20 protein-coding genes are annotated in these 25,569 nt (G+C 72.6%); 8 read left to right on the forward strand and 12 right to left on the reverse strand.

Translation table 11 applies throughout. The annotated features are described in order from the left end of the window. Positions 1 to 269 precede the first annotated feature (269 nt). Positions 270 to 2,966 carry a pyruvate, phosphate dikinase gene (ppdK, locus tag K1J57_RS01005; protein ID WP_220562608.1) on the reverse strand — a complete coding sequence of 899 codons (2,697 nt, stop codon included), beginning with the start codon at positions 2,964 to 2,966 and terminating at the stop codon, positions 270 to 272. A 443-nt stretch (positions 2,967 to 3,409) separates the two neighbouring features. On the opposite strand from ppdK, the gene K1J57_RS01010 reads away from it, so the two are divergent. Next, positions 3,410 to 4,147, forward strand: coding sequence for a hemolysin III family protein (locus tag K1J57_RS01010; protein ID WP_220562609.1), 738 nt, complete (start codon positions 3,410 to 3,412; stop codon positions 4,145 to 4,147). A 35-nt stretch (positions 4,148 to 4,182) separates the two neighbouring features. Here the strand turns inward: K1J57_RS01010 and K1J57_RS01015 are convergent, their stop codons facing one another. From K1J57_RS01015 to K1J57_RS01035, 5 genes are all read right to left on the reverse strand, one after another. After that, positions 4,183 to 5,550, reverse strand: coding sequence for a permease prefix domain 1-containing protein (locus tag K1J57_RS01015; RefSeq protein WP_220562610.1), 1,368 nt, complete (start codon positions 5,548 to 5,550; stop codon positions 4,183 to 4,185). Beyond that, the gene (locus K1J57_RS01020) at positions 5,547 to 5,924 is read right to left on the reverse strand and encodes a PadR family transcriptional regulator (RefSeq protein WP_220562611.1); all 378 of its coding nucleotides are present in this window, start codon (positions 5,922 to 5,924) and stop codon (positions 5,547 to 5,549) included. The genes K1J57_RS01015 and K1J57_RS01020 overlap by 4 nt, the downstream gene beginning before the upstream one ends. 412 nt (positions 5,925 to 6,336) lie before the next feature. Further along, complete coding sequence (locus K1J57_RS01025) at positions 6,337 to 7,725, reverse strand: glycine--tRNA ligase (protein WP_220562612.1); 1,389 nt, start codon at positions 7,723 to 7,725, stop codon at positions 6,337 to 6,339. Between the two features lie 161 nt (positions 7,726 to 7,886). Then, positions 7,887 to 8,192, reverse strand: a complete 306-nt coding sequence (locus K1J57_RS01030; RefSeq protein ID WP_220562613.1) for an antibiotic biosynthesis monooxygenase — start codon at positions 8,190 to 8,192, stop codon at positions 7,887 to 7,889. 89 nt (positions 8,193 to 8,281) lie between these two features. Further along, positions 8,282 to 11,989 carry a CDP-glycerol glycerophosphotransferase family protein gene (locus tag K1J57_RS01035; RefSeq protein ID WP_220562614.1) on the reverse strand — a complete coding sequence of 1,236 codons (3,708 nt, stop codon included), beginning with the start codon at positions 11,987 to 11,989 and terminating at the stop codon, positions 8,282 to 8,284. Between the two features lie 311 nt (positions 11,990 to 12,300). Here K1J57_RS01035 and K1J57_RS01040 point away from each other — a divergent pair, with 311 nt between their 5' ends. The 5 genes from K1J57_RS01040 (at position 12,301) to K1J57_RS33235 (ending at position 15,409) form a co-directional block, all read left to right on the forward strand. Beyond that, positions 12,301 to 12,672, forward strand: coding sequence for a DUF6703 family protein (locus K1J57_RS01040; RefSeq protein WP_220562615.1), 372 nt, complete (start codon positions 12,301 to 12,303; stop codon positions 12,670 to 12,672). Positions 12,673 to 12,735: 63 nt separating this feature from the next. Next, complete coding sequence (locus tag K1J57_RS01045) at positions 12,736 to 13,572, forward strand: metal ABC transporter ATP-binding protein (RefSeq protein WP_255646769.1); 837 nt, start codon at positions 12,736 to 12,738, stop codon at positions 13,570 to 13,572. Next, on the forward strand, positions 13,565 to 14,467 hold the full coding sequence (locus tag K1J57_RS01050) for a metal ABC transporter permease (RefSeq protein WP_220562616.1): 903 nt from the start codon (positions 13,565 to 13,567) through the stop codon (positions 14,465 to 14,467). Before K1J57_RS01045 ends, K1J57_RS01050 begins: the two co-directional genes overlap by 8 nt. Beyond that, the gene (locus tag K1J57_RS01055; RefSeq protein WP_220562617.1) at positions 14,464 to 14,850 is read left to right on the forward strand and encodes a Fur family transcriptional regulator; all 387 of its coding nucleotides are present in this window, start codon (positions 14,464 to 14,466) and stop codon (positions 14,848 to 14,850) included. The genes K1J57_RS01050 and K1J57_RS01055 overlap by 4 nt, the downstream gene beginning before the upstream one ends. A gap of 247 nt (positions 14,851 to 15,097) precedes the next feature. Beyond that, positions 15,098 to 15,409, forward strand: coding sequence for an SCP2 sterol-binding domain-containing protein (locus tag K1J57_RS33235; protein ID WP_255646770.1), 312 nt, complete (start codon positions 15,098 to 15,100; stop codon positions 15,407 to 15,409). A gap of 45 nt (positions 15,410 to 15,454) precedes the next feature. Here the strand turns inward: K1J57_RS33235 and K1J57_RS01065 are convergent, their stop codons facing one another. The 4 genes from K1J57_RS01065 to recO all read right to left on the reverse strand — a co-directional run bounded on the left by K1J57_RS01065 (position 15,455) and on the right by recO (position 18,745). Beyond that, positions 15,455 to 16,273 carry an SGNH/GDSL hydrolase family protein gene (locus tag K1J57_RS01065; RefSeq protein ID WP_220562618.1) on the reverse strand — a complete coding sequence of 273 codons (819 nt, stop codon included), beginning with the start codon at positions 16,271 to 16,273 and terminating at the stop codon, positions 15,455 to 15,457. A gap of 115 nt (positions 16,274 to 16,388) precedes the next feature. Continuing rightward, positions 16,389 to 17,183 (reverse strand): SGNH/GDSL hydrolase family protein, encoded by a 795-nt coding sequence (locus K1J57_RS01070; RefSeq protein ID WP_220562619.1) that lies wholly within the window; start codon positions 17,181 to 17,183, stop codon positions 16,389 to 16,391. A 3-nt stretch (positions 17,184 to 17,186) separates the two neighbouring features. After that, on the reverse strand, positions 17,187 to 18,017 hold the full coding sequence (locus tag K1J57_RS01075; RefSeq protein WP_220562620.1) for an isoprenyl transferase: 831 nt from the start codon (positions 18,015 to 18,017) through the stop codon (positions 17,187 to 17,189). Beyond that, on the reverse strand, positions 18,014 to 18,745 hold the full coding sequence (gene recO / locus K1J57_RS01080) for a DNA repair protein RecO (protein ID WP_220562621.1): 732 nt from the start codon (positions 18,743 to 18,745) through the stop codon (positions 18,014 to 18,016). The genes K1J57_RS01075 and recO overlap by 4 nt, the downstream gene beginning before the upstream one ends. A 328-nt stretch (positions 18,746 to 19,073) precedes the next feature. Here recO and K1J57_RS01085 point away from each other — a divergent pair, with 328 nt between their 5' ends. Beyond that, positions 19,074 to 19,934 (forward strand): CAP domain-containing protein, encoded by an 861-nt coding sequence (locus K1J57_RS01085; RefSeq protein WP_220562622.1) that lies wholly within the window; start codon positions 19,074 to 19,076, stop codon positions 19,932 to 19,934. Positions 19,935 to 20,441: 507 nt separating this feature from the next. Here K1J57_RS01085 and K1J57_RS01090 read toward each other — a convergent pair. After that, the gene (locus K1J57_RS01090; RefSeq protein WP_255646771.1) at positions 20,442 to 22,655 is read right to left on the reverse strand and encodes a hypothetical protein; all 2,214 of its coding nucleotides are present in this window, start codon (positions 22,653 to 22,655) and stop codon (positions 20,442 to 20,444) included. 119 nt (positions 22,656 to 22,774) lie between these two features. Here K1J57_RS01090 and K1J57_RS01095 point away from each other — a divergent pair, with 119 nt between their 5' ends. Next, on the forward strand, positions 22,775 to 23,488 hold the full coding sequence (locus K1J57_RS01095; RefSeq protein WP_220562623.1) for a DUF2625 family protein: 714 nt from the start codon (positions 22,775 to 22,777) through the stop codon (positions 23,486 to 23,488). 48 nt (positions 23,489 to 23,536) lie between these two features. Here the strand turns inward: K1J57_RS01095 and leuA are convergent, their stop codons facing one another. After that, on the reverse strand, positions 23,537 to 25,237 hold the full coding sequence (gene leuA / locus K1J57_RS01100) for a 2-isopropylmalate synthase (RefSeq protein WP_220562624.1): 1,701 nt from the start codon (positions 25,235 to 25,237) through the stop codon (positions 23,537 to 23,539). Between the last annotated feature and the right edge of the window lie 332 nt (positions 25,238 to 25,569).

Below are 25,569 nucleotides of genomic sequence, written 5' to 3' on the forward strand. Positions count from 1 at the left end.
CACTCGTTCTTCTGGCCGGGGTCGATCACCCTTCTGGGACGGCTCGCGGGCACCGCCGGTTCTCGGCGGAGGGGTCCCGGGCAGCCCGGACGGGGGTGTGGAGGGAAGGGTGAGGAGATCACACCGGCGATCAAGAATGTATCACGAAAGGGTCACGGAAGCTCTTCGTGGCCGTATCCGCCCCGGGGACACGAGTTTAGGGGCACGGAGCCCGGCGGCGTGCCGGGGGTGCCGCCGCCCGCCCCCGCGGGCGGCGGCGACACGGGAGGTCAGCCCGCCTGGTGTCCGGCGGCACGCCCGGCCTCCAGGCGCGCGACCGGGACGCGGAACGGCGAGCAGGACACGTAGTCCAGGCCGACCCTGTGGAAGAAGTGCACCGACGCGGGGTCGCCGCCGTGCTCGCCGCACACGCCCAGCTTGATGCCGGGGCGGGCGGCCCGCCCCTCCTCCGCGGCGATGCGGACCAGGCGGCCCACCCCGTCCACGTCCAGGGACTCGAAGGGCGACACGCCGAACACGCCCTTCTCCAGGTAGGCGGAGAAGAACGACGCCTCCACGTCGTCGCGCGAGAAACCCCACACCGTCTGGGTGAGGTCGTTGGTGCCGAACGAGAAGAACTCGGCGTGCTCGGCGATCTGCCCGGCGGTCAGGGCGGCGCGGGGCAGCTCGATCATGGTGCCGACCGGGAAGTCCAGCTCCAGGCCGTTCTCCTCGCCGACCTCGCGCAGCACCCGCAGCGCGTCGTCGCGGATGATCTCCAGCTCCTGGACCGTGCCCACCAGCGGGATCATGATCTCCGGCCGGGGGCGCCCGCCCGCGCGGACGCGGTCGACGGCGGCCTGGGCGATGGCCCGGACCTGCATGGTGAACAGGCCGGGGACGACCAGGCCCAGGCGCACGCCGCGCAGGCCCAGCATCGGGTTCTGCTCGTGCAGCCTGTGCACGGCCTGGAGCACCCGCAGGTCGTTCTCGTGGCTCTCGCCGCGGGCCTCGGCCACGGCCACGCGCACCGACAGCTCGGTGATGTCGGGCAGGAACTCGTGCAGCGGCGGGTCGAGCAGGCGCACGGTGACGGGCAGGCCGTCCATGGCCTCCAGGATGCCGTTGAAGTCGGCGCGCTGGAGCGGCAGCAGGGCCGCCAGGGCCTCGGTCTGCTCGTCCTCGGTGTCGGCCAGGATGAGCCGCTCCACCAGCTGGCGGCGGTCGCCCAGGAACATGTGCTCGGTGCGGCACAGGCCGATGCCCTGGGCGCCCATGCGCCGGGCGCGGGCGGCGTCCTCGGCGGTGTCGGCGTTGGCGCGCACCCGCATGCGGCGGGCGGCGTCCACGTAGTGCATGAGCCGGTCCACGGCGCGCACCAGGTCGTCGGCCTCGTCGGAGGCGGGGTCGATCTCGCCCTCGAAGTAGCGGACCACCGGGGAGTCCACGACGGGCACCTCCCCCAGGAACACCTTGCCGCTGGTGCCGTCGATGGAGATGACGTCGCCCTCCTCGATCACCTCGCCGCCCGGCGCGGTCAGCCGCCGGTTCTTGGTGTCGATGTCGATCTCCTCGGCGCCGCAGACGCAGGTCTTGCCCATGCCGCGGGCGACCACGGCGGCGTGCGAGGTCTTGCCGCCCCGGCTGGTGAGGATGCCCTCGGCGGCGATCATGCCCTCGAGGTCGTCGGGGTTGGTCTCGCGCCGGCACAGGATGACCTTCTCGCCGCTGCGGGACCACTTGACCGCGGTGTAGGAGTCGAACACGGCCTTGCCGACGGCCGCGCCCGGGGAGGCGTTCATGCCGCGGCCCAGCAGGTGGGCGCCGCCCGCGGCGACGGCGGCCTCGTCGAAGCGGGGGAACATCAGCTGGGCGAGCTGGTCGCCGGTGACCCGCTGGACGGCCTCGTCCAGGGTGATCATGCCCTGGTCCACGAGCTGGTCGGCGATGCGGAACGCGGCGGCGGCGGTGCGCTTGCCCACACGGGTCTGGAGCATCCACAGCCTCCCGCGCTCGATCGTGAACTCGATGTCGCACAGGTCGCGGTAGTGGTTCTCCAGGGTCTCCATGATCCCCATGAGCTGCTCGTAGCTGCGGGGGTCGATGCCCTCCAGGTCGGCGAGGGGCACGGTGTTGCGGATGCCGGCGACGACGTCCTCGCCCTGGGCGTTCTGGAGGTAGTCGCCGTAGACGCCCTGCTGGCCGGAGGCGGGGTCGCGGGTGAAGGCCACGCCGGTGCCGGAGTCCATGCCGAGGTTGCCGAAGACCATGGAGCAGACGTTGACCGCGGTGCCCAGGTCGGCGGGGATGCGCTCCTGGCGGCGGTAGAGGACGGCGCGGGGGGCGTTCCAGGAGTCGAAGACCGCCCGCACGGCGAGGATCATCTGCTCGCGGGGGTCGGTGGGGAAGGGGCTGCCGGTCTGCTCGTGGACGATGGCCTTGAAGCGGTCCACGAGGGCGCGGAAGTCGGCGGCGTCCAGGTCGAGGTCGTCGGTGACGCCCTTGGCGGCCTTGGCCTCGTCGATGGCGTCCTCGAACAGCTCGCCGTCGATGCCCTGGACGGTCTTGCCGAACATCTGGACGAGGCGGCGGTAGGAGTCCCAGGCGAAGCGCTCGTCGCCGCCCTGGCGGGCCAGGCCGACGACGGACTCGTCGTTGAGGCCGATGTTGAGGACGGTCTCCATCATGCCGGGCATGGAGAATCTGGCGCCCGACCGCACGCTGACCAGGAGCGGGTCGTCGGCCTGGCCGAGGCGGCGGCCCATGGCCTTCTCCAGCTCCTCGAGGTTCTCCTCCACCTCGGCCTCCAGGCCCGCGGGGAAGCCGCCGCTGGAGAGGTAGTGGCGGCAGGCCTCGGTGGTGATGGTGAAGCCCGGGGGGACGGGAAGGCCGAGGTTGGTCATCTCGGCGAGGTTGGCGCCCTTGCCGCCGAGGAGGTCCTTGAGGTCCTTGTTGCCCTCGGTGAACTTGTAGACGTACTTGGCCACGGGGGTTCTCCCTCGTTCGCTCGGCGACACCCCTGCGGGGTCGACCCTGGTGCCCGGATGGGCGCGACTCTATCCACTCCCTGCACGGCCACCCCTTCATGAACCACCTTTTTATTGCATTTTCCCAGCTCATGGGCTTTAAAAAGGTCTAGACCAATGGTCCATGAAGGGTGCACGTACCCCTTGACCTCGAAAGACACACGGGAGAGGGCAAGGGTCGGGGACTCCGCTGGTCACGGCGCCCGGAACGCACCCTAGCGGGTCCGGGGGGATCGGAACAGCGGCGGCCGACCCGAATCGACCACTCCGCGCCCGCGACCCCCGCGAAGACGGCACTGTGCCGCTCGACACACCCCTACCTTCAAGTAACCTACGGTTCCGTAAGTTAGGCTTCGAACAGGGCCCGACACCGTGCCGGGCCCGGGGATTACGGGGAGTGGAACGTGTCCAGGGACAAGGCGCGGGGAACCGGATACGCGCGGTCGCGGCAGCAGGAGGGCAGCCTCCCCGAGCGGGCCGCCGCCGCGGCCGAGGGGTTCGTGGAGGCGGTCAAACCCCGCCTGCGCGGCTGGCTGCACCTGGGCACCGCCCCGCTGGCCCTGGCCGCGGGCATCGTCCTGGTGGCCCTCTCCCCCACCGCGCCCGCCGTCGCGGCCAGCGCGGTCTACGCGCTCAGCTCGGTCCTGCTCTTCGGCACCTCCGCGATCTACCACGTGGGGCGCTGGTCGCCGCGGGCGCAGAAGGTCCTGCGCCGCATGGACCACTCGAACATCTACCTCATCATCGCGGGCACCTACACGCCGTTCATCGTGCTGGTGCTGGAGGGGACCCTGCGCACGGCGATGCTCGCCCTGGTCTGGGGCGGGGCGATCGCGGGGGTCGGGTTCAAACTGCTGTGGCTGAACTCCCCGCGCTGGCTGTCCACCGCGCTGTACCTGGCCATCGGCTGGGTGGCGGTGCTGTTCATCCCCGAGCTGGTCGCGGGGACCCACCCGGCGACGTGGATCCTCATCCTGGTCGGCGGGGTGCTCTACAGCGTCGGCGCGGTGGTCTACGGCATGAAGTGGCCCGACCCGGCACCCCGGTGGTTCGGCTTCCACGAGATCTTCCACTCGCTGACCATCGCCGCGTTCGTCTGCCACTACATCGCGGTCTCGTTCGTGGTCTACACCGCCGGCTGAGCGGCGGCCGGGCCCGAAGGCCCGGCCGCCCCCGGTCAGGCGAAACCGAACACCGGCGGGAACACCAGCACGACCACCGCGGCCCACGCCGCGTAGACCGGCAGGTAGGCCGTCTGCCACCGCTCGACCGCCGCGAACGGCCGGCGGCCGCGGACGAAGCCCGCGAGCAGCCACGCCGACCACACCAGGTGGACCAGCAGCACCAGGTTGAGCCCCAGGGCCGCGGTCTTGTTGGCGGTGAACCCGAACTCGGCGATCCGGGTCAGCATCGCCGTCAGCGCCACCGCGTTGACGGCGAGCGCCGCCCCGACCAGCGCCAGCTGGAGCCAGTCGAAGACCCCGGGCGGGGCCAGCGGGTCGCGGGCCGAGACCGAGTACAGCAGCAGGAACAGGACCAGCACCAGGATCGCGTCCATCAGGATGAGCAGCTCGCGGTCCACCGTGGTCAGCGGCCCGTTCACCAGCAGCACCACCAGGTCCGCCAGCAGCATCACGAGCGCCAGCGGGGTGAAGACCCGGGTCAGGACCGGTGCGATGTTCTCCACCACGCCCTTCTTGGCCTCCACCAGCCAGGCGGCCACCAGCAGCGCGCCGGGCCCGCCGAACGGCAGCAGCCAGTCCTCCATGAACGGTTCGAGGTCCACGCCGGCCAGGGAGAGCACGCCGGCGGTCAGCCCGAGCAGGACCATGGACCCCAGCATGATCAGCGCCAGGTACATCGCCAGCTCGCCGGTGAACCGCACGAAGTCCATCCGCCGGTCGTGGGAGCGCCAGTCCCCGCCGGTGTGCAGGACGCCCGCGAGCAGCCACAGCAGGACCGGGGCGTGCGTGAACGCGAGCACGCCGGTCATCCCGGGCGCGGGGTACGGCCCACCCGTGGTCTCGAAGGGGTACAGGTCGACCGCCAGCAGCGGCACCGCCGCGACGGCCGCCGTCACCGCCCACACGCGCCAGGGGACGCGCCGCTTCCACGCGAACCACCCGGCCAGGAACGGCAGGACCACGAAGGCCAGGTTGCGGACCAGCACGAACTCGTCGTCGACCAGGGTGGCCAGCAGCTTGACCGCCAGCCCGGCGCCGAGCGCGAACGCGATCATCACCGCGAGCTCGCGCCAGCGCGCCGGCCCGCCCGCGCCGTCGTCGGCCTCGGGGACCAGGACGAGCTGCTTCCAGAGGCGTTCGGAGTGCTCCCGCGCGAACTCCCGCGACACCTCGTCCAGGTTGCCCATGCGCTTGACCGCCACGAGGAAGGCCTCCTCGGCGTCCAGGCCGTTCGCCTCCAGGTCGGCGATCCGCTCGCGCAGGTGGTCCTCCATCTCCTCCACGTCCGCGGCGGAGATGGCCTTGCGGCGGCGGACGAAACCGCGCCACTGGTCGATCTGCTCCTCCACGCCGCCCGTCATGCGATCCCTCCCGCCGGTGCCGCGCCGCCCGGGAGCGGGTGGTGTGCGGCGGCCTCCCAGACCTGCTTGAGCGTGTCCGCGACGACGCTCCACTGCGCGCGCCTCTCGGCCAGCGCCGCCAGCCCCTCCTCCGTGATGGCGTAGTGCTTGCGGCGGCGCCCCGCCTCGGACGTGCCCCAGGACGCCCGGACGTGGCCGTTGCGCTCCAGCCGGTGGAGCAGGGGGTAGAGCATCCCGTCCGTCCACTGCATGCGCCCGCCGGAGAGCTCGTTGACGCGTTTGACGATCGCGTAGCCGTAGGACTCGCCCTCGGCCAGGATGCCCAGGACGAGCGGCGTGGCCGAGGCCGCGACGAGGTCCTTGTCGATGTGCATGCGCCTTCCTCATACCTAGTTCTGCTAGGGATGGTAACCCTAGCAGACCTAGGCATAGAAGAACTAGGTATCCGGTGCGCACCGGTCCGTCGTCACGATTCGCTTACGCGGTAGGGCAAACCACGACAAACAACCCTTTGCCGCCCGGGCCCGACCGCTAGGTTGGGCACAGGGTCCCCTCGGCCGTGTGCGGCCGGGGCCCACAGAGGCGGCCGGAGACCATCCCCCCGGGTCCGGCCGTCTCGCCCACAACGACGGCGCCGCCCGTGCCCCCTCGGGGCACGGGCGGCGTTGTGGCGTGCACGCGGGGCGCCGGCCGTTCCGGAGCGGCACCGCCGGGAACGGCGGTCGCCCGCCCCCGCCCTCGGCGGGCGGTGGCGGGCGACGGGGCCGTGCGTCGGCGGGGCGCCGGTCAGCAGCCGGGCAGGCGCTCGAACAGGTAGGTCTCCACCCGGTCCAGCGACACCCGCTCCTGGGACATGGTGTCGCGCTCGCGCACGGTCACCGCCTCGTCCTCCAGGGTGTCGAAGTCGACCGTGACGCAGAACGGCGTGCCGATCTCGTCCTGGCGGCGGTAGCGGCGGCCGATCGCGCCGGCGTCGTCGAACTCCACGTTCCAGCGGCGGCGCAGCCGCGCGGCCAGGTCGCGGGCCTTGGGCGACAGGTCGGCGTTGCGCGACAGCGGCAGCACCGCGGCCTTGACCGGGGCCAGGCGCGGGTCCAGGCGCATGACGGCGCGCTTCTCCAGCTTGCCCTTGGCGTTGGGCGCCTCGTCGACGTTGTAGGCGTCGAGCATGAACGTCAGGACCGCGCGGTCGACACCGGCCGCGGGCTCGATGACGAACGGGGTGTAGCGCTCGTTGTTCTCCTGGTCGAAGTACGACAGGTCCACACCGGAGGCCTCGGAGTGCGTCTTGAGGTCGTAGTCGGTGCGGTTGGCGATGCCCTCCAGCTCACCCCACTCGCTGCCGATGAAGTTGAACCGGTACTCGATGTCCACGGTGCGCTTGGAGTAGTGGGACAGCTTCTCCTGCGGGTGCTCGTACAGGCGCAGGTTGTCCTTGGCGATGCCCAGGTCGACGTACCACTGCAGGCGGGTGTCGATCCAGTACTGGTGCCATTCCTCGTCCGAGCCCGGCTTGCAGAAGAACTCCATCTCCATCTGCTCGAACTCGCGGGTGCGGAAGATGAAGTTGCCGGGGGTGATCTCGTTGCGGAACGACTTGCCGATCTGGCCGATGCCGAAGGGGACCTTGCGGCGGGCGCTCTGCTCGACGTTCTTGTAGTTGATGAAGATGCCCTGGGCGGTCTCCGGGCGCAGGTAGGCCAGGCCCTTCTCGTCCTGGACCGGGCCCAGGTAGGTGCGCAGCAGGCCGTTGAACATGCGCGGCTCGGTGAAGGAGTTCTTGGCGCCGCAGTTGGGGCAGGACAGCGCGGACAGGCCGCCCTCCGGCTCGTGGCCGTGCTTCTCCTCGTAGGCCTCGATGAGGTGGTCGGCGCGGAAGCGCTTGTGGCAGGACTGGCACTCGGTGAGCGGGTCGACGAACTCGCGCACGTGGCCGGAGGCCTCCCAGACCTCACGGGCGAGGATGACGCTGGAGTCCAGGCCGACGATGTCGTCGCGCTCCTGGACCATCGTGCGCCACCACTGGCGCTTGACGTTGTTCTTCAGCTCCACACCCAGCGGGCCGTAGTCCCAGGCGGCGCGCAGGCCACCGTAGATCTCGCTGGAGGGGTACACCAGACCCCGTCGCTTGGCGAGGTTGACCAGTGCGTCCATTGCCTCTGACTTTGCGGCCATGGGGTGACTCTCCATCCGGCTGGCGGTCGGTGGATCGCAGTGCGCGATACATCGGTGTGTACTGGGAAAGGGGTCGCCCACCGGTACCGGGAGTGGCCACGGTGAGTGCCCGTCCACCCAGGCTAGAGCACCGGCCGGGCCCGCGCGCACGGATTGTTCGGTCAGGAAGCGGGAGGAGTCGGGCTTTCCGCGTCCATGATCTCGAAGGCGGTCGGCTCGTCCAGCGCCCGCGACAGCAGCGGCACGGCGTGGACCTTGACGTCGAAGTCCGAGAGCGCCCGCCGGTAGAAGCCCGCCCCGTCCCACTCCGTGACCACCGTCCACAGCGTGGGCTCGTCGGCGGCCCGTCCCAGCCGGTGGCCCCGGTACCCGGGGCGGCGGGAGAGCACTTCGACCGCCCGGGCGGCGTCGGCGCGGAAGGCCTCGACATCGGCCTCGGACACGGAGTAGCGGGTGATGACGATCACGCCCCCATTCTGGCGCACCGCGCCCCCGTCTCCGTACGGGGGACGGGGGCGGCGGGGCGGCGGGCACGGGCCCGCCGCCCCGGCCGGCGTCAGTCGGCGCCGAAGACCCGGTCGACCACGCGGCGGGCCGCACCGCCGTCGTCGAGCGGGCAGAACTGCTCCACGAACGCCCGGTAGGCCCGGGCGCTGTCGCGCGCCACGTCGTCGATCCCGCGCAGGGCCTCGATGACCTGGTCGGACTCCATCAGCAGCGGCCCCGGCGCGGTCTCCTCGAAGTCGAAGTAGAACCCGCGCAGGTTGTCCCGGTACCCCTCCAGGTCATAGGTGAAGAAGAGCATCGGGCGCCCCGTGTTGGCGAAGTCGAACATCATCGACGAGTAGTCGGTGATGAGCACGTCCGTCACCAGGAACAGCTCCATGATCTCGGGGTACAGCGACACGTCGTGGACGAAGTCGCGGCCCACGATCGGCACGCTGTCCACCACGCGCGGGTGGCGGCGCACCAGCAGCACGTGGTCCTTGCCCAGCTCGTCGTACAGCCGCTGGAGGTCCAGGTGCAGGTCCAGCTTGTGCTTGCCGCGGGTGTAGTACTTGTCGTCGCGCCAGGTCGGCGCGTACAGCACCACCTTCTTGTCCTCGGGCAGCCCGAGCCGGGCGCGGGTGCGCTCCGCGATCGCGTCCCGCTCGGGCGAGAAGAAGACGTCGTTGCGCGGGTACCCGGTCTCCAGGATCTCGCCCTCGAACCGGAAGGCGCTGCGCAGGATGGGCGTCGCCCACGGGCTCGGGGACACCAGGTAGTCCCACTGCCGCGTCTCCCAGGCCAGCTTGTCGAAGTAGTCCCGGGACTTGCCGCGGATGTTCTCCACGTCGAAGCCGATGCGCTTGAGCATCGACCCGTGCCAGGTCTGCACGACGGTCTGGTCCGGGTGGCGGTGGAACCACGCCGGCTGCCGGGAGTTGGTGACCAGGTACCGGCTGCGCGCCAGCCCCTCGTAGTACTCGCGGCCGCGGTGGCGGACCCGGGTGAGGTCCTCGGGCAGGTTCACCTGCCCGTCGGCGACCAGCCACGACATGGGGTGGTCGGCCCAGCGCTCGCGGCGGCGCAGCTCGGCGTAGATGCTCTGCGGGCTGTCGGAGTACTGGCGGCCGGTGTAGGTGTCGAAGAGGACGCCGTCCACGACCGGTTCCAGCCGCTGCGCCGGGTAGAAGGTCTCGCGCAGCTCGCGCTGGGCGAAGGTGCCCTGCTCGGCGGGGCGCAGGTCGCCGCCGACCTGGAGGACCGGGATGCCCCGGCCCTGGTAGGAGAGGGTGTAGCCGCGCTCCGCGGTCTGCATCTCCAGCGGCAGCGAGGCGAGCAGGTCCTCGGCGAACTCCACGCCCACGTCCGCGTGGCGCTCCCCCGACTCCGGCGTGTCCACCCGCCCCCACAGCTGGTACCCGCCCGCGGGCAGCGACAGGGTCCCGGACAGCGTGGGGACGTCGGCCGGGGAGAACCGGGCGGTGAACCGCTCCCCGGAGCGCTCCACCTCCAGCGCGTGCTCCTCGTCGCGCCCGCGCGCCTTGGCGACCAGGCTCAGCTCGGCGGCGGCCCGGAAGACCCCGGACAGCACCAGGGTCCGCCCCTCCCAGCGGGCCTCCTCCACCGAGGGCCGGGCGTGGCCCGCGCGCAGCCGCAGGTGGCCGACGGCCGAGCGCAGCACGGACAGTTCGCGGCGGCCGTCGCCGTCGGCGTAGGCGGCCGGCGCGACCTCCTCCGGCACGACCAGGGACACCACCTGCTTCTCGCGGGTGACCAGGTGGGCGTCCCAGGTCTCCTGGCGGATGACGCCGCCGCACTCGTCGACGGCGCGGTCGTACAGGTCGCCAGCGGCGATCCTGGCCTCGAACCGGCCGCCCTCGGACTCCAGCGGCACGCTGACCGTGGCGGTGCCGGGCCGCCGGGTCAGTCTCAGCTCGACGGCCTCGGCCGCGGGTGCGGCGACGGGTTCGCCGCGCAGCTCCAGCACCCCGGCGCGCTCGTCGAACCGGTGCCCGGTGATCCTGGCCAGGCAGGGCTCCACACTGATGACCAGCTGCTGGTCGCGGCTCCAGTGCGGGCGGACCCACACCTCCTCGTCGACCCGCTGGTAGGCGGGCCGCTTGGCGGGGCCGGGCACCGGGTTGGAGACGGTCCGGCGCCGGGTGATGCCCCGGTTGAGGACGACCAGTTCGATCTTCCAGTCGGAGGCGTCCCAGCGGCCGGAGTCGCGCAGTCGGCGCGGGTCGACGATGACGGTGAAGCCGCCGTAGTCGTGCCGGGCGGCGTCGAGCACGTCGGGCAGCCGGTACTCGGCGGCGCGGCGGATGCGCACCGGCAGGCGGACCCGGCGGCGGTCGTCGGAGCGCACCGCGTAGGCGGTGACGTGCTGGTGCCAGCGGCGGTGGGCGCGCAGGTGGCGGATGCCCAGCCGGCCGCGGATGTGCAGCCGCCCGTCCTCCCAGGCGATCTCCTCGGTCTTCTGGCGGACCTTGATGTCGTCGTCGACGCGGTAGATCTCTCGGGGGACGGCCTTGGCCGGGTCCTCGGACTCGAAGAAGGGGTAGCGGATGTAGTAGCCGAACCCGCGCCGGACCAGCGTGGCCTTCTTGATCTCGACGCTCTTGGCGAAGGTGGCGACCTCCAGCACGTCCTCGACCCGGTGCTTGCGGACCAGGTGGTACAGCAGGCGGTCCAGGACGCCGAGGCCGTCGAGCAGGCGGGCGGGCACGTGGTCGAGGTAGGTGTTGACCAGCGCGACGGCGGTGGCGCGGGTCTCCTCGTCGGCGTCGTCGAGCCGCATCAGCAGGCGGTGCAGCTCGCCGTGCAGGAGCGTGCGGTCCCACAGGTCGCGGTCATGGGTGGCCAGTCCCTCGGCGAGCCGGGTCATGGCGCCCAGTCTGCGGGTGAGGGTGTCCTCGTCCAGGGGGAGCGCCTCCCGCTCGCTGCGGCGCCTGAGCAGGGCGGGCCCGGGCAGGACGTCCACGGTGCGGGCGGACAGGGCGGCGCGGCGCAGGCCGAGGTCGGCGTCGTCGGGGTGCAGGCCGTGGTCGGTGAGGGAGTTCCAGAAGTCGCGCCGCCACAGCTTGTTGCCCAGGACGCCGTCGGAGGCCAGTCCGGGGATGTTCCGGGGGTCCTCGGCCAGGCGCGGGCGGGCGTAGTGGCGGCGGTGGCGCTTGGAGGGCGCGGCGCCCAGCTCGTCGAACATGTACACGTTGCCGACGACCAGGTCGGATCCGCTGTCCAGGGCGCTGCCCAGCAGGTAGGAGAGCGCGTAGCCGGTGAGGGCGTCGGAGCCCTCCAGGAAGAGCAGGTGCCCGCCGCGGGCGGCCGCGGCCCCGCGGGCGCGGGCAGCGGGCGCGTCCGGCGCGGGGTCGTCGGCCAGCAGGACGGCGGTGACCCCCGCGGGGGGCGCGGCGGCGAACGCCGCGGCGACGGCCAGGGCGTCCTGGGCCCGGTCGACGGCCTCGTCCCCCTGCTCGCCCTCCTCGCCGGGGGCCCCGTTGCCGGGGGCGGTGCCGTCCTGTTCGTTCTCGTCGTCCTCCTCGTCCGGGGCGGCGTCGGACACGGCCGTGCCGGGCGCGGAGGCGTCGGGCGCTCCGGTGCGGGGCGCAGCGGTCGCCGGGCGGACGGGGACGAGGACGACCTCGATCCCCGCGTCCGCACCGGACGCGGGCTCTCCCCCTCCCGGGAGGCCGGTCTGGCGGCCCAGGGAGTCGAGGCAGTGCTGGAGATGGGGCTCGGTGACGTCGAACGTCACGATGACTGTCGGTTCGGGCACGGAAGTTGACACCCTCCGAAGGGTTCGCGCATGCGGGACCCGGCAGATGCGGCTCGCGCGTGGACGGTAACGGTGCTGGGAGCTTTTCGTGGTTCTCTTTTCACCCTGAGTGAGAGGTCCCTCGACGGGGGTGTCCTCTCCGGGGGATGGGGAGGCCGCGCGGGGCCGGTCGGGTTCGACGTCGGCCGCGGGCCGGAGCCCTGCACTAGGGTTTCGGTACAAGTATCACAGGAGTGGGAATCGGGCGCTCCGGACGGGTATCGGTCGTGTGACGACCCGGCCCGATGCCACCCGAGAGCGAACGGACCCCCATGGCACCTCCCGAACACGGTGATGACAAGCGAACGGACGAGGGAGGCGCTCCCCTGCCCTCCGGGGACTCCCTGTACACCCCGGGCGCGGGGCCGGTGCGCCGGGCGGTGGAGCGGCGCAGCGCGGTGCCCCTGGTGTGGCTGCACCGGGCGCCGCGGTGGCTGTCGCCGGTGCTGCTGGGGGCGCTGTTCGTGGCGGGGCTGCTGGCCCCGGGGCTGGCGGGCGGGCTGTGCCTGCTGCCGGTGGCGCTGTTCCTGGCCTGGCTCGCGTACCTGACCTGGCCCTCGCTGGACTCCCGGCAGCGGGCCCCGCGGGTGCTGATCGTGGTGGTGATCGCGGTGCTGGCGGTGGCCCGGTTCCTGGGGTTCTGAAGTGTTATCCCCCCGAGTCCGGGTATTTTGACAATCATTTTCGTTTTCGTGATAATGGGGTTCGTGTACGCCCAGATCAGGGACGAGTCGGTCCCGCCCGCCTTCCAGGCCATCGACGCCCGCGTCTCCTACGACGGGGTCCCCGTCCTGGACGGGGTGAGCACGGCGATACGGGCGGGCGAGACCGTGGCCGTCCTGGGCCCCAACGGGTCGGGCAAGTCCACCCTCATGCGCGCGATGCTCGGCATCGTGCCGCTCTCCTCCGGCGAGATCCGCGTCCACGGCGCACCGCTGTCCCGGTTCCGGGACTGGCGCCGGATCGGGTACGTGCCCCAGCGGCTCACCGCGGGCGGCGCCGTGCCCGCCACGGTGCGCGAGATCGTCTCCTCCGGGCAGGTCGCCGCGCGCCGCCGGCTGTCGCTGCCCACGCGCGCCGACCGGGCCGCGGTCGACGAGGCCCTGGCCGCCGTCGGCCTGACCGACCTGGCCCGCGCCTCGGTGCGCGAGCTGTCGGGGGGCCAGCAGCAGCGCGTGCTCATCGCCCGCGCCCTGGCCGGGCGCCCCGACACCTTCGTCATGGACGAGCCGATGGCCGGGGTGGACCACGAGAACCAGCGCGCGCTCGCCCGCACCATCACCCGCCTGCGCGACCAGGGCTCCACCGTCGTCCTGGTCCTGCACGAGCTGGGACCGCTGGAGGACGTCATCGGACGCTCCGTGGTGCTGGAGTCGGGCCGGATCGTGCACGACGGCGCCCCGCCCGCGCCGACCGGCGAGTGCGCCCGGCCCGGCCACGAGCACCAGCACCCCCACCCCGACCCCAACGACCCCGACCCGCGGGCGGCCGAGCCGTCCTCCCCCGCGGACCTGATGCGACTCGAGGTGCCCGGCCGTGATTGACCTCCTCCAGTACGAGTTCATGCGGCGCGCGCTGATCGCCGCGGTGCTGGTCGGCCTGATCACCCCGGTCATCGGCACCTACCTGGTGCAGCGGCGGCTGGCCCTGCTGGGCGACGGCATCGGGCACGTCGCCCTGACCGGCGTGGCCCTGGGCCTGCTCACCGGCACCTCGCCGCTGCTCACCGCCGCCATCGTGTCGATGATCGGCGCGGTCCTCATCGAGGTGGTGCGGACGCGCACCCGCACCAGCGGGGACGTGGCCCTGGCGCTGCTGTTCTACGGCGGCATCGCGGGCGGCGTGCTCCTCATCGGGCTCACCCCGGGGGCGAGCAACGCCACCCTGACCGGGTTCCTGTTCGGCTCGGTGAGCACCGTGAGCGAGGAGGACCTGTGGGTCGTCGCGGTGCTGGCGCTGGGCGTGGCCGCCGTGGTCGCGGTGTTCGGCCGCGAGCTGTTCGTGCTGTGCCAGGACGAGGAGGTGGCCCGGGCCCACGGGCTCCCGGTGCGCTTCCTGAGCGTGCTGCTGGCCGTTACCGCCGCGTTGACGGTGGTGATCGCGATGCGCGTGGTGGGCCTGCTCATGGTGAGCGCCCTGATGATCGTCCCGGTGGTCGCCGCCCAGCAGCTCACCCGCAGTTTCCGGGTGACGATGTCACTGGCCGTGGTGATCGGCCTGCTGTCCTCGCTGGGCGGGCTGAGCACCGCGTTCTACGCCGACCTGGCCCCCGGCGCCACGATCGTGCTGCTGGCCCTGGCCGTCTTCGTCGTGGCGGTGGGCGTGGGCGGGGTCCTGCGCCGGGCCTCGGGGCACAGGGCCGCCAGCACCCGGCCACCCGCCGTCACCGCGGAGGCCGGTACGATGCCCGAGAGCGATCCGGGGAGGGTGAGCCGTTGAGTACGACGACACGACGTGAGGCGGTCCGTCGGGCGTTGAACGCGTCCAGCGGTTTCCGCAGCGCCCAGGACCTGTACGCGGACCTGCGCGCCGAGGGTTCCAAGATCGGCCTGACCACCGTCTACCGGGCGCTCCAGGCGCTGAGCGACTCCGGCGAGATCGACGTGCTGCGCACCGACGACGGCGAGGCCGTCTACCGCGCCTGCGGCAGCGAGAGCCACCACCACCACCTGGTGTGCCGGGTGTGCTCGACCGCCGTGGAGGTGGAGGGGCCGGCCGTGGAGCGCTGGGCCGCCGAGATGGGCGAGGCCCACGGGTTCACCGGTGTCACCCACAGTGTGGAGATCTTCGGGACCTGCGCGTCCTGCTCCCGCCGGAGCTGAGGGCTCCGCGCGCCCGCGCCCGTCCGAGAGGCGACCCCATGGACGACCACCCCCTGCTGGGGCCGGAGATCGACGTCCGCTCCCTGTTCCCCGCGGAGCGGGCCGCCCTGCTGTCCCTGCTGCGCTCCCTGGAGCCCGGTCAGTGGAGGGCCGAGGCCGTGCCCGGCTGGAGCGTGCGGGACCTGGCCGCCCACCTGCTGGGCGACGACTACGGACGGCCGACCTGGCGCCGGAGGCGGCCGGGCCGGTGCTGGACACCTTCCTGCGCGCCCTGCCCCACACGCTGCGCGGGTTCGGGGCCGAACCCGGCACCAGGGCCCGGGTCGTGGTGGAGGGCCCCGCGGGCGGGACGTGGACGGTGGTGCGCGCCGGCGGGGGCTGGGCGCACGACCCGTCTCCGGGGGCCCCGGCCGCCGCGACCGTGCGGCTGGACGCCGACACGGCCTGGCGGATGTGCACGAGGATGATCGACCCCGGTGAGGCCGCCGCGCGGGGCGTCCTCACCGGGGACCGGGAACTGGCGGCCGCCTGCTGCCGGATCGTGTCGATCCTGCGCTGAGGGCCGGCGGGCCGGTGCGGGATCCCGCCCAGGGCCGCTCCCCGGTCAGTGCTCCCGGCGCAGCGGCTCCAGGGCCGGGCGCTTGGCGGTGACGTTGTCGCCGGAGGAGCGGCCGGTCAGGCGGCGGTGGATCCACGGCATCAGGAACTCGCGCGCCCAGTGCAGGTCCTCCTGGCGGGCGGCCCGCCAGTCGCGGGGCTCCGCGGGCGGCCACGGCTCCTTCCAGTCGCCCTCGACGGGCACGCCCAGGACCTCGCACACGCGCAGGGCCAGGCGGCGGTGGCCCTCCGGGGAGAGGTGGAGGCGGTCCCAGTTCCAGGCCCGGGGGTCGTCGAGGATCCGCATGCTCCACACATCGACCACGTCGCAGCCGTAGCGGTCGGCGATGGCGCGCATGTGCATGTTGTAGGTGGCGATCTTGCCGCGCATGTGGCGCATGACCGGCTGCCAGTTGGTGTCGAAGCCGGTGAAGACCACGATGCGCGCGCCGGTGCGGGAGAGTTCCGCGATGGCCTCCGCGAAGACCACGGCCACCGCGTCGGGGTCCGAGCCGGGGCGGATGATGTCGTTGCCGCCGGCGCAGAGGGTGATGAGGTCGGGGGAGAGTTCGACGGCGCGGGGCAGCTGCTCGTCGACGATCTGCCGGATCAGCCGGCCGCGGACCGCGAGGTTGGCGTAGCGGACCTCGCCGACGTGGTCGGCGAGGTGCTCGGCCACCCGGTCCGCCCAGCCGCGGTACCGCCCGTTGGGCACGCTGTCGCTGTCCGGGTAGGGGTCGCTCATGCCCTCGGTGAAGCTGTCCCCGAGGGCGACGTAGGACAGGATGTCCTTCTTGGTGAGGTCGTTCGTCCCAAAGCCGCTCATGGTAGACGATGATGCAACCACGCGCCATGGTTACGCGACAGTAGGTTTCCGCTTTTTCGGGTTTTGAGCGTGACGTCACACCCGCGGATCCCCCATGAGCGGCTTCGGGACCCGGTCAGCGCTCCTTGGTGACGAGCGTCAGCTCCGGGCGCTTGGCGGTGACGGTGTCACCGGAGGAGCGGCCGGTCAGGCGGCGGCCGATCCACGGGCCCAGCGACTCCCGGACCCAGGTCAGGTCCTCCCGGAGCGCCTCCGCCCGGCCCACCGGCTCCGCCTCGGGCCAGGGCTCGTCCCAGCGCTCGGCGACCGGGACGCCCAGCACCTCGGCCACCCGCAGCGCCAGGCGGCGGTGGCCCTCCGGGGACATGTGCAGCCGGTCGGCGTCCCAGGCGCGGGAGTCGGTCAGCACGCCCATGGACCACTGGTCGACCAGGAGGCAGCCGTGGCGGTCGGCGATCGCGCGCACGTTCATGTAGTAGCGGGCGAACAGGCCGATGGTGCCGCGCATGTAGCCGGTGGCGATGTTCACGCCGGTGAACAGCACCACCTGCGAGCCGTTGGCGCGCAGCCGGGCCACGGTGCCGTCCAGGATCCTGGCCATCCGCTCCGGGTCGCCCGCCGGGCGCAGCAGGTCGTTGCCGCCCGCGCACAGGGTGACCAGGTCGGGGGCCATCTCCAGGACCGGCGGCAGCTGGTCGGTGACGATCTGGCGCATCAGCTTGCCGCGCACGGCGAGGTTGGCGTACCGGACCTCCCCCAGGTGGTCGGCCAGGTGTTCGGCCGTCCGGTCCGCCCAGCCGCGGAAGCCCGAGCCGTCCGGGTAGGGGTCGCCGACCCCCTCGGTGAAGCTGTCACCGATCGAGACCAGCGACATCCCCGGGCGCAGCAAAGGCGCGTCCTGCCCCGCCATCCCTCATTCCCCCTCTTCTTCGGGTACGGCCACCGGGTTCGGTTCGGCGCCGCCGTAGCGGCGGTCCCGGCGCGCGTAGATCTCACAGGCCCGCCACAGGTCGCGGCGGTCGAAGTCGGGCCAGAGCGTGTCCAGGAAGACGAACTCGGCGTAGGCGGACTGCCACAGCAGGAAGTTGGACAGCCGCTGCTCGCCCGAGGAGCGGACGAACAGGTCCACCGGCGGGACCTCCGGCGAGTACAGGTGCCGGGAGAGGGTGTCCTCGGTGATCTTGTCCGGGGAGATCTCCCCGGCCGCGGCCTTGCGGGCCAGCGCGCGCACGGCGTCGACGATCTCGGCCTGGCCGCCGTAGTTGACGCAGAACTGGAGGGTGAGCGCGGTGTTGTCGCGGGTCAGCTCCTCGGCGTCGCGCAGCTCCTTGATGACGCTCTTCCAGAGCATGCCCGGGCGGCCGGCCCAGGTGACGCGCACCCCGCGGGCGTGCAGCTCGTCGCGGCGGCGGCGGATGACGTCGCGGTTGAAGCCCATGAGGAAGCGGACCTCCTCCGGGGAGCGCTTCCAGTTCTCCGTCGAGAAGGCGTACGCCGACAGGTTGGGGATGCCCAGCTCCAGGGCGCCCTCGATGACGTCGAAGAGGGACGCCTCACCGGCCTTGTGGCCCTCGGTGCGCGGCAGGCCCCGCTGCTTGGCCCAGCGGCCGTTGCCGTCCATGACCACGGCCACGTGCCGGGGCACCAGGTCGGCGGGCAGGCCGGGAGGACGCGCCCCGCTCTCGTGCGGGACGGGTGCGGTGTACCCCCGCCGGTTACCGGTGTCGAAGCTGAACAGACTCAAGAACGCTCCACATGGCGCAGTGATCGGATTCCGTTTTCCAGGTGCCACTGTAGGTACGCCGCGACCAGGCCGCTGCACTCGGTGCGGTGCCGTGGGTCGCTGGCGTCCGCCGCCGCCCAGTCGCCGCCCAGCAGGGACGACATGAGGCGGACGGTCTCGGCCGAGGGGTGCACGCTGCCGTGGGGGCGGCACACCGAGCACACCGTTCCGCCCGCGTGGATCGCGAAGGACCGGTGCTCGCCGCGGTCGCCGCAGCGGGCGCACTCGGACAGGGCCGGGGCGTACCCGGCCACGGCCAGGGAGCGCAGCAGGTAGGCGTCCAGGACCAGCCGGGCGTCGTGCGTGCCCTCGCCCAGGGTACGCAGTGCGCCCAAGAGCAGGAGGAACTGGCGCAGGGCCGGGTCCTTCTCGACGGCGACGACCTTCTCCGCGGTCTCCAGCATCGCGGTGGCGGCGGTGTACCGGGAGTAGTCGGCGACGATCGCCTCGCCGTAGGCGCGGACGGTCTCGGCCTGGGTGACGACGTCCAGGGTCCGTCCGGTGTGCAGTTGCAGGTCGACGTGGGTGCAGGGCTCCAGCCGGGCACCGAACCGCGACCGGGTGCGCCGCACGCCCTTGCCCACCGCCCGCACCAGGCCGTGGCGCCTGGTCAGCAGGGTGATGATGCGGTCGGCCTCGCCCAGCTTCTGGTTGCGCAGGACGACGCCCTCGTCACGGTAGAGGCTCACTCCCCCATTGTCGCGGATGCCGGTGACCGTCCTCGCGCCGGGCCGGAGCACATATGACGGACGCGCACCGCCTTGACCAGGTTGATCACGTTTTGGATTCCCTTTTCAAGATATTTGGTCTACTCTCACGCGCTAGACGTGACCCGCCGGGTCGGCCGCCCTTCCCCCGCGGCGCCCCCGGCGCCGCCACGCGGAGGCGCGGCCCCCTCGCGGCCGGACCACCGAGATCTCACGTGGCGATGGGCGAACCCAGAGCCGCCCCAGGGTACGAACCCGGCTTCGGGCGGCGAACCCGCCCGTATCCCGCACACACCGGAGGAGAGCGATTATGGCGCGCGGTCGTCGAGGAAAACGGCGGGCAGGCCCCCGGCGCTCCCAGCGCAGAAGGCCGGTACCCCTGGCCGTCACCCTGGCGGCGGTGCCGGTGGGGCTGACCCTGGCCGGAACGCTCCTGGTCACAGGGTTCGGCGAGGAGCTGAACCCGTTCCGGACCACCGCGGACGGCTCGGCCCTGCCCGAGGACGGTGCGACCTCGTCGGTCGGCACCGAGGCGCCGCCGGTCCCGGACGCGTCCGAGGACCCGGACTTCTTCGTGTCCCCGGACGCGCCCGCCCAGGAACGCACCCCGTCGGGGGACAGCGAGCCGCAGAGCGCCGACGTCACCGCCTCGTCCTCCCCCGAGGACACCGGGACCGAGGACGCGGACGCCGACGGGAACCGCGGTGGGAACGCCGGCGGGGCGGGCGGCTCCGGCGGAGGCGGCGGGTCCGGGGGCTCGGGCGGTTCCGGCGGGGGCGGCGGCGGTGGCGGCACGGGGACCTCCTCCGCGGTCACCGACGAGGTCGTGCGCCTGGTCAACGCCGAGCGGGCCGACGCCGGGTGCGACGCGCTGCGCGTGGACTCGCGGCTCACCGCCGCGGCCCAGGAGCACAGCGAGGACATGGACCGGCGCGACTACATGAGCCACCAGAGCCCCGAGGGCGAGGGCCCCGGCGACCGGGCCCGACGCCACGGGTACGACGCCTGGGGCGCCGAGAACGTCGCCAAGGGGCAGACCAGCGCCGCCCAGGTGATGGACGCCTGGATGAACAGCCGGGGCCACCGCGACAACATCCTGAACTGCGGCCTGGTCGCGATCGGCGTGGGCGAGTCCGGCAACGCCTGGACCCAGCTGTTCGGCTGGGAGTGAGTCCGGCCCACGGCTCCTGTACGGGGCGGTCCGCGTTTCTCCGCGCGGACCGCCCCGCCCTCTTTCGGGGCCCGGAGAGTGGGAGCGCTGAACCGTTAGCAGCGGAGCCCTCGAAGAGGGTTGAGAAGGAAGCGCTCCCGGTGCCGGGAGCACCGGGTGAGGAGAGTGGCCGGGCTGTGTCTTTCCGGAGAGGGATAAGAGAAGGAAGCCCGCCCGTGGGCCTTGCGGGCCGGAGCCTCACCCGGTGTGGGGGCGGAGGGTGCGAGGGCTGGGTGCGAAAATAAGAAGGAAGCCCACCCGTCGCCCACCACCGCCCTCAACGGACGCCTTCGGCGACGGACCTTTTCGCGGTGCCGCCCTGGCCGGGCCCGCCATGGGCCCGACCGGGAGAGCGGGGAGTGAACCGGCTGCGGTTTTCTTAAAGAGAGAAAAAAGGAGAAGGAAGCCGGTTCGGGGCCGCTCCGCCCACAACGTTAGCGAGCGGGGCGGCCCGGCGCCACCGGGTTTTCAGGACGCGGGACCGGGCTCGGGACCGGTGTCGGGGAGCAGCGAGGCCAGCGTCGGCAGGGTGATCGCCCGCACCCCGTCCGGCAGCCCCTCCGGGAGCTCCGTCCCCAGGTAGCCGACCCGCAGGCCCCCCGTCGCCAGCCCCTCCGCCTCCTCCTCGGTGAGCGGGCCCGCCTCGCGCACCCGGACACCGCGTTCGGCCATCATGCCGACGAGGTCGCCGACGGTCAGGTACCGGCGCGAGAGCACGCCGCGGGCCAGCAGGTTGCCCGGGACCCCGGTCTCCTCGACCCGGTTGAACTGCTCGTCCGCCGCCAGGAACAGGTGCATCCAGCGGGCCGACCAGGTGCCGTCCTCCCCCTTGGCGAAGGCCAGCGGCACCAGCACCCGCGACTCCCCCTCCAGGTCGGAGCGGACCCGGACGGTCCGCGGCTCGAACGGCATCCCCTCCTGCGCGGTGTCCAGAGACATGTAGCCGAAGAACGCCTCGGGCAGGAAGGTGAACCGGTCGCCGCTGTACACCAGCACCTGCGGCACCACGTACCGCACCCCCGGGTCCAGCGCGGCGAGCTCCAGGTCGATCATCTCGGTCGCGCCGCCGGGCGCCGGGGCCTCGACCAGGTCGCCGGAGTGCACGGCCCCGGTGTCCTTGAGGTTGGTCCAGGAGACCTGGCCGAGGGGGCCGAAGTCCTCGCCGAGCAGCATCACCGACAGGTCCAGGTCGGTCGTGGTGTCCGGGCCCTCGACCCAGTGCACGAAGAAGCGCAGGCGCTCCCCCTCCACCGCGGTCACGCTGCCCCGCGGCAGCACGCCCGTCCCCTTGCCGGCGCCGCGGCCCGAACGCGGTACCGCCACGTCCCGCACCGCCGGGTCGACGAGGAGCAGGTCCACGTCGGGCAGGCGGTCGGCGATCAGCGCGTCCAGGGCGGCGGTCACCGCGGCCGTGTCGGCCTCGGGCAGCGGCGGCCGGGTGTCGGGGACCGTCCACCCGCGGGCGGTCTCGTTGGCGAACAGCCGCACCGAGCCGGGCAGGCTCCGGTTGGCGAGCTGCTCGCGGGCCGAGGCCAGCACGCGGCCCGACACCCGGTGGCCGACCGCGTTCAGGCGCTCCACCAACAGGTCGGTGACCGCGGATCCACCCGCGACGATGATCCGGTCCAGGGAGCGGACGAGGGTTCCGGGCGCCCCCGCCAGGAGGTGGACGGCGGCCGCCACGTCCCCGGACCCGAACGCGGCCTCCACCCGGGCGGCGAGGGTGCGCACGCGCTTGTCGCCCCGGGCCACCGCGAACACGTCGCGGGCGTGGCCCAGCGCCGGGTACTCGTGCGGGTGCAGCCCCTCCCCCAGGCGCTTCCAGCCCTGCACCCGGCGGCCCACGTCGGCCAGCTTGCCGGGATCGGCGGCGACGATGCCGTCCAGCGCCGTCAGCAGCAGCCGGCGCTCGCGCCGGGTGAAGGAGCGCAGGCGCGCGGGCGCCACCAGGGTGGGGTCGCCGTCGGACAGGGCCTGGGCCAGGCGCAGCACGTCGGTGACGGTGTCGAGCACCGGGGGGCGGCCGGCCAGGACCCGGGCGGCGTTGACCACGGCCCGGTTCTCCCGGACGGGGATCGCGGAGGGCTCGTGGTCGGGGCACTGCGCGGCCAGGCGGCCCAGCAGGTCGCGGTCGGCGTCGGAGAGCGGCACCGTCGACCCGGCCAGGTCCGTGTAGAGCAGGCGGGCCTCCTCCTCGGGGGTGCCGCCGCGGTGCAGCAGGGTCCACCGGTCCTTCGCGCCGGCGACGAAGGCGTCGCGGACGGCCGCCAGTTCGGCGTAGGTGTGCCGCAGGCGTCCGTAGGAGGGCAGGGAGAGCAGGTCGAGGCCGTCGGGGCCCAGGACCACCGCGTCGCGGTGGGCCGGGTCGGTGACCGCGGCGACCAGGCACTCCAGCCAGAACTCCACGGTGTCGGGGACGTTCCGGGGGAAGTCCGCGAAGTACACGTTGTGCTCGGCGTCGGCGCCGACGAGGCCGCGGACGGCGGCGAGCAGGGGGTCGGCGGTGCGCAGCACCGCGTCGGGGGCCAGCCCCTCCAGGTGGGCGCGCAGGTCTGCGGTGAGCGCGAACCCGAGGGACAGCAGCGCGGCGTCCAGCCGCCGCACCGCGGCGGTGCCGTCTCCGGGCTCGGCCGCGGGAAGGGGGACCCGCAGGGTCCGCTGGATGATCTCGGTGTGCACCATGCCCGGAATGCTCCCATCGCGCGAACCCCCGTCGCCAGGGGTTTTCCCGCCCCCGATCGAGGTGTCCGGACGCGGTAATAGGGTGAGCGGCACCGCAGCGAACAGGTGGGAGGGCACGGGTGCGCGAGCTCAGTGAGCTGGTCGAGGTGGACCGGCCCGGATGGCCGGTGGTGGCCGCACACCTGGCGGACGCCAGGGTGCCGGTGCGGGTGCTGCCCGGCGACCCCGAGCGGGGCCGGACCTGCCTGCACCGGCTGCAGGTGACGGCGCGGTCGTTCCTGGGCGCGATGGCGCTGGAGAGCGGCGGCCTGCTCGTGGACGACGGCTGGCTGCGCGTGTACGGGGGCGGCGGCCCCGGGCTGCCCGGGCTCGGCGAGGTCAACGACCTGAGCGCCGCGGTGGTGCACGGCCCCCCGCCGCACCTGGTCGTGGGGCACGACGTGCTGGGCGGGGTGTTCGCGCTCAACGGCCCGGCCTGCGAGGACGACCGGTACCCGGGGCGGCCCGGGGAGATGGTGTACTTCGCCCCCGACTCCCTGCGGTGGGAGCCGCTGGAGGCCGCCTACTCGTCGTGGCTGCTGTGGATGCTCCAGGAGCACAACCTGGAGAACTTCTACGCCGACCTGCGCTGGCCGGGGTGGCGCGAGGCGGTCGCGGGGCTGGCCCCGAACCGGGGGCTGTCCTCGGTGCCGTTCCTGTGGACGGAGGAGGCCGCCGCGGACCCGGCGGCGGTGCGGCGGCGGCCGGTGCCGCTGGCCGAGCTGACGGGGCTCAACCGGGAGTTCGCCGCGCTCGTGGGCGAGCCCGACCCGGGGCCGTTCGGGACGCTGTGACGGGCGAGGGGCCCGCGGCCGGTGCCGCGGGCCCCTCGCGCGCGCGTGTCAGGCGCGGCCGATGGCGCTGCACAGGGCGCGCAGCGAGGCGGTGGTGATGCTGCTGTGGATGCCCACGCCCCACACCACGCGGCCGTCGATCTCGGCCTCCACGTAGGCGGCGGCGCGGGCGTCCCCGTCGGCCCCCATGGAGTGCTCGACGTAGTCCATGACCCGTACCTTGACGTCGACGTCGGCCAGGGCGTCGCAGAACGCGGAGATCGGGCCGTTGCCGGTGCCGACCAGCTCGCGGATCTCGCCGTTGACGCGGGCGTCGGCCTCGATCCGGTAGGTGCCCTCGGCGTCGGTGCTGGAGCGGTGCGCCAGGACGGCGACCGGGCCGTTCTCGCGCAGGTAGGTGTCGGAGAAGATCTCCCAGATGCGCTCGCCGGAGAACTCGCCGCCCTCGGCGTCGGTGAACTTCTGGATGACCTGGGAGAACTCGATCTGCAGGCGGCGCGGCAGGTCCAGCGAGTGGTCGCGCTGCATGATGTAGGAGACGCCGCCCTTGCCGGACTGGCTGTTGACCCGGATGACGGCCTCGTAGTTGCGGCCGACGTCCTTGGGGTCGATGGGCAGGTAGGGCACGTCCCAGCCGTATTCCCCGACGGGGACCCCGGCCGCCTCGGCGTCGGCCTCCAGCGCGGCGAAGCCCTTCTTGATGGCGTCCTGGTGGGAGCCGGAGAAGGCGGTGTAGACCAGGTCGCCGCCGTAGGGGTGGCGGGGGGCGACGGGCAGCTGGGTGCAGTGCTCGACGGTGCGGCGGATCTCGTCGATGTCGGAGAAGTCGATCCGGGGGTCGACGCCCTGGCTGAACAGGTTCAGGCCCAGGGTGACCAGGCAGACGTTGCCGGTGCGCTCGCCGTGGCCGAACAGGCAGCCCTCGACGCGGTCGGCGCCGGCCATGACGGCCAGTTCGGCGGAGGCCACCCCGGTGCCGCGGTCGTTGTGCGGGTGCACCGACACGACCACGTGCTCGCGCCGCGACAGGTTGCGGCTCATCCACTCGATCTGGTCGGCGTAGACGTTGGGGGTGGCGCGCTCGACGGTGGCCGGCAGGTTCAGGATGATCTCGCGGCCGGGGCCGGGACGCCAGACGTCCATGACCGCCTCGCAGACCTCCAGGGCGAAGTCGATCTCGGTGTCGATGAAGATCTCGGGCGAGTACTCGTAGCCGAAGTACTCGGTGTCGCCCAGGTACTGCTCGGCGAAGCGCATGACGTGGCGGGTGCCCTCGACGGCGATGGCCTTGCAGGCCTCGCGGTCCACCTTGAAGACGACGCGGCGGAAGGTCGGCGCGGTGGCGTTGTACAGGTGGACGGTGGACCGCTTGGCGCCGACCAGACTCTGCACGGTGCGCTCGATCAGGTCCTCGCGGGCCTGGGTCAGGACCGAGATCTGGACGTCGTCGGGGATCAGGTCGCCCTCGATCAGGGAGCGCACGAAGTCGAAGTCGGTCTGGGAGGCGGCCGGGAAGCCCACCTCGATCTCCTTGTAGCCCATCCTGACCAGCAGCTCGAACATCTCGCGCTTGCGGTCGGGGTCCATCGGCTCGATCAGGGCCTGGTTGCCGTCACGCAGGTCGGTGGACAGCCAGCGCGGCGCCTCGGTGATGGTCTTGGACGGCCAGGTGCGGTCGGGCAGGTCGACCGGGGTGAAGGGGGTGTAGCGCTGGAACGGCATGGGGGAGGTCTGCTGCTGGGGCACCATCTCGGTGGCTCCTCGGATTCGCGGCGTGGTCAATGGTCGACCGTGGACAAGCCGAAGCCCCGCGGCGAGGGAGCCGACCCGTACTAACGACCCCCGCCGCGGCCGCTAAGAAGGAGCAGCTCGCACAGCATGATGGGCTCACGCTAGCAGAGCGTCCGGAAATCCTGGTACTTCCTGTCCACACTTTGGGACGAGCATCACGTGACCTGCGCCTTTCCCGGCGGACGCGTGTCGGCGATCGATCCCCCTCTGTCCGGGTCATCTCGATTTCGAGACAACCGATACCTTGATCTCGAGATACAGGGCAGAGGTCTGTACCATTGGGGGGAACC

It is taken from the genome of Nocardiopsis sp. MT53, assembly GCF_019598965.1.
Taxonomy (GTDB): Bacteria; Actinomycetota; Actinomycetes; order Streptosporangiales; family Streptosporangiaceae; genus Nocardiopsis; species Nocardiopsis changdeensis.